At 75.0% G+C, this 3,666-nt stretch carries 5 protein-coding genes; 1 reads left to right on the forward strand and 4 read right to left on the reverse strand.

Annotation, left to right across the window (positions count from 1 at the left end):
- A partial coding sequence (locus tag J0670_RS32945) for a TetR/AcrR family transcriptional regulator (protein ID WP_207815815.1) occupies nucleotides 1-529 on the reverse strand: 529 nt, incomplete at its 3' end.
- Between the two features lie 137 nt (nucleotides 530-666).
- Here J0670_RS32945 and J0670_RS32950 point away from each other — a divergent pair.
- Nucleotides 667-1,431 carry an SDR family NAD(P)-dependent oxidoreductase gene (locus J0670_RS32950; protein WP_207815816.1) on the forward strand — a complete coding sequence of 255 codons (765 nt, stop codon included), beginning with the start codon at nucleotides 667-669 and terminating at the stop codon, nucleotides 1,429-1,431.
- A gap of 96 nt (nucleotides 1,432-1,527) precedes the next feature.
- On the opposite strand, the gene J0670_RS32955 is transcribed toward J0670_RS32950, so the two are convergent.
- The 3 genes from J0670_RS32955 to J0670_RS32965 all read right to left on the reverse strand — a co-directional run.
- Nucleotides 1,528-2,013 carry a GNAT family N-acetyltransferase gene (locus J0670_RS32955; RefSeq protein ID WP_207815817.1) on the reverse strand — a complete coding sequence of 162 codons (486 nt, stop codon included), beginning with the start codon at nucleotides 2,011-2,013 and terminating at the stop codon, nucleotides 1,528-1,530.
- Between the two features lie 378 nt (nucleotides 2,014-2,391).
- Complete coding sequence (locus J0670_RS32960) at nucleotides 2,392-3,351, reverse strand: phosphotriesterase (protein WP_207815818.1); 960 nt, start codon at nucleotides 3,349-3,351, stop codon at nucleotides 2,392-2,394.
- A partial coding sequence (locus J0670_RS32965) for a carboxymuconolactone decarboxylase family protein (RefSeq protein ID WP_207815819.1) occupies nucleotides 3,348-3,666 on the reverse strand: 319 nt, incomplete at its 5' end. The genes J0670_RS32965 and J0670_RS32960, both read right to left, overlap by 4 nt.

Here is a 3,666-nt window from a genome sequence, read left to right on the forward strand (position 1 = left end):
CGGCGTCGGAGGAGGCCCACTGCTCCAGGGCCACCCGGATGGCCGCGGTCGCGGCGGCGGCCGCCAGTCGGATCTCCAGCGGGTCGACTCCTCCCGGGCAGCGCTCGGCGAGAACGGTCCGCAGCCGTTCCTCCGAACCCGAGTGCACCCGCTGCCAGGTGCCGTCCAGTCGCGGGTCGCGCAGCAGGCTGCGGGTCCAGTGCATCGCCTCGACGGCCGCGTCGTCGGCCGGGGTCAGCGACTCGACCGCCGACCGCTCCAGCGCCTCGCGCAGCGGCAGGTCCGCCGAGCTCTCCGTCAGCAGTTCCACCCAGCGCTGCCCGCCGGCCGCGAGCAGCGGCGCGACGGCGTCCTCCTTGACGGAGAAGTAGCGGTAGAAGGTGCGCAGCGAGATGCCCGCGGCGAGGGCGATCTCCTCGGCGGTCGTCGCCTCGGCGCCCTGCCGGGCGAAGAGCGCGGCGGCGGTGCGGGCGATGTCCAGCCGGGTGGCGTCACGGCGGCGCTGGGTCAGGGTGGGGCGTCCGGTCACAGGGTCAGCGTACGCAGGCGAAGCTCCTTCTGACACGTCACGTCAATTCGTCACCACAGGACTTATTGGCACAACATGCCAGAAAGGCGTACCGTGCCTCTCGAGGTCGAGAGACCACGAACGAACGGAGTACCACCATGGAGCGCTTCAGCGGACGGAACGTCCTCATCACCGGCGGCGGCTCGGGCATCGGCCAGGCGACCGTGCACCGGATCCTCGCCGAGGGCGGGAAGGTCGTCGCCGTCGACGTCAACGAGGACGGCCTGAAGAAGACCCTGGACCGGGCGACCGCCGACGGCACCGCGGACCGTCTGACCATCCGGGCCCTGGACATCTCGGACGAGACCGCCGTGGTCGCGGGCGTGGCCGAGGCGATCGCGGGTCTGGGCGGCCTGGACGTCCTGGTCAACGCGGCCGGCATCCTCCGCTCCTCGCACACCCACGAGACCACCCTGGAGTTCTGGAACAAGCTCCTCGCGGTGAACCTGACCGGCACCTTCCTGATGACCCGCGAGGCGCTCCCCGCGCTTCTCGCGAACGGCAAGGGCGTGGTGGTCAACTTCAGCTCCACCTCCGCGAGCTTCGCCCACCCCTACATGGCCGCGTACGCCGCGACCAAGGGCGGCATCCAGTCCTTCACCCACGCGATCGCCTCGGAGTACTCGAAGCAGGGCCTGCGCGCGGTCTGCGTGGCGCCGGGCAGCATCGACAGCGGCATGACCCACAACCCCGGCCTGCCCGCCGACGCCGACTTCAGCCTGCTCGCCAAGCTCTCCCCCGCCATCGGCCAGGGCTTCGCGGGCCCCGAGACGGTGGCCGGCGTGATCGCCATGCTCGCCTCCGACGACGGCGCGTTCGTCACCGGCACCGAGCTCCGCATCGACGGCGGCACCCACATGTGACCCGTCGGTCCGGTTGGCGGCGGGGCCTGTGCCATCCCCCCTACGGCACAGGCCCCGCCGTGTTTCCTCCGGCGGGGCACGCGGGGCCGGGCGGGGTCAGGTCAGCGGTTTGGCCAGGAGCAGCTCGCGAGTGACCCCGTCGTCGAGCGGTTCGCCGGGCTCCGCGAGCGGGACGAATCCGTGGCGGTGGTAGAGGGCGAGCGCGGGTTCGTTGCCGGGGAGCACGGCGAGGCGCAGCGTGCGGCCGCCGGTGGCTCGGGCCCAGCGCTCGACCTCCTCGATCAGCCGGTCCGCGACGCCCCGGCCGCGCGCCCGCGGTCCGACCCAGAGCGAGCGCAGCTCCCGTACGTCGTCCGCCTCACCCGGGACACCGCCGACCAGGCCGACCGGGAGGCCGTCGAGCAGCGCGGCGACGTGGAGGGCGCCCGGGAGGTGGAGCCGGGCCCGCCAGCGTTCCTCGCCGCCCCGGTGCCAGTCCGCCAGGCCCCTCTTGAAGGCGTGCGGCGCGTCGGTCAGGGCGGCGAGGCGCAGGTCGCGCCAGAGCGGCCAGTCGTCGGCCGTCAGGGTCCGGAGAGTCGGCATGACCCCCACGGTACGGACGCGCGGAGGCGCCGTCAGCCGGTCCCGGCACCGATGTGGCGACCGGACGGCGGCCGGTCCGAGCATCTCACCGGCAGGGCGCCCTGCACCGCGCACCGGATCCGGTACGGGCCGGTGGCCGGTCACTCCCGCCCGGCCGACGTGGCCAAGGACGGTGGCGCCGGCGCCGCGTGATAGCCGGAGAGGCGGAGCGCGAGGGCCGCGACGGCGAGCCGGGCGGGGTGAGTTAGGAGTGCACGGCCTGGGCCGCCTTTCCGGGGCGTGGTCCGGCAGGGGCCGCCCGGGTTCGGACCCCGGTGGGCGGACCCGGCCACCCGGGCGGGCACGCTCCGGGCCGGTTCTTCTCGGGACCGGCCCGCTTCAGGGTGTGCGCCAGTCGGCGGCGAAGGCGGCGGCCGGGTTGGCGACGAGGAGCCGGTCGGGCAGCTCGGGACCGAAGCTGCGGGCCAGGCGCGGGGCGAGGTCGGTGAGCAGCCGGGCGGGGCCGCCGGCCTGGCGGGCCGTACGGGTGGTGGTGTCGGCGCCGAGCAACAGCCGGTCGGCGTGGCCCGCCTCGACCAGGTCGGCGATCACGTCGAAGGCCTGTAGGTCGGCGGGGTGGCCGAGCCTGGACGGGCTGTCCAGCGCGATGTGGACGCCCTCGGCGGCCAGGCTGCGGTGCAGCGAACGGTCGGTGAACCGGGTGAGGTGGCCGAGGACGATCCGGTCGGGCCGGACGCCATGGCGGCCGCTGAGCCGCTCCAGGACGCCGTGCGGATCGCCGTCGGGTTCGAGGTGGACGGCGATCGGGGCGCCGGTGGCGTGGTGCGCCCGGGCGGCGGCGGCCAGCGTCCGGCGGGTGTGCCGGGTGGTGGGCCCCGGGTCGTCCGCGACCTTGATCAGCCCGGCCCGAACGCCCTCCGGTGCGCCGGGCAGTCCGCCGGTGAGCTCGGCGACGAACCGTTCGGCGAGGTCACCGGAGTCTCCGGCGGCGCCGAAGTCTCCGGGGGCGGGAAGGGCGCCCGAGGAGTAGTGGACCGCCTGATGCGCGCCGGTGGCGGCGACCACCTGGACGCCGGTCGTACGGGAGAGCCCGGTGAGGGAGTCCGCGCCACGGCCCATGCCCCACGGGGTCCACTGGACGAGGGTGCGTCCGCCCGCGGCGGCGTAGGCGCGCAGGACGTCCTCGGCGGCGGCCGGGTCGTTCAGCTCCTGGGCGGGGAGCAGGGGGCTGCGGATGAAGAGATGGTCGTGGGAGTCGGTGACGCCGAGCTCGGCGGGGTCGAGGTCGCCGAGAACGGTCCGCACGGTGCGTGCCGTACGGGCGGCGGGGGTGCTCATCCGCGGGCCCCGGGGGCCGCTTCCGCCTCGGCGGCGGGCTGCTCGTCGCTGGTCGGCTGCTCGTCTGACGCGGGCTTCGAGCCGGTGGCGGGCTTCGAGCCGGTGGCGGCGAAGGTGGCGGTGGCGACGCGGAGGCCGGCCAGCGCCTTGGGGACGCCGACGTAGGGGGCGAGGTGGACGATGACCTCGGTGATCTCCTCCCGCGTCAGCCCGATCCGCAGGCTGTTGCGGACGTGGTCGGCGAGCTGCGGCTCGACGCCGCCGAGGGCGGTGAGCGCGGCCAGGTTGGCGATCTGGCGATCGCGCAGGGCGAGG

The sequence above is a fragment of the Streptomyces sp. FH025 genome, assembly GCF_017427025.1.
Taxonomy (GTDB): domain Bacteria; phylum Actinomycetota; class Actinomycetes; order Streptomycetales; family Streptomycetaceae; genus Kitasatospora.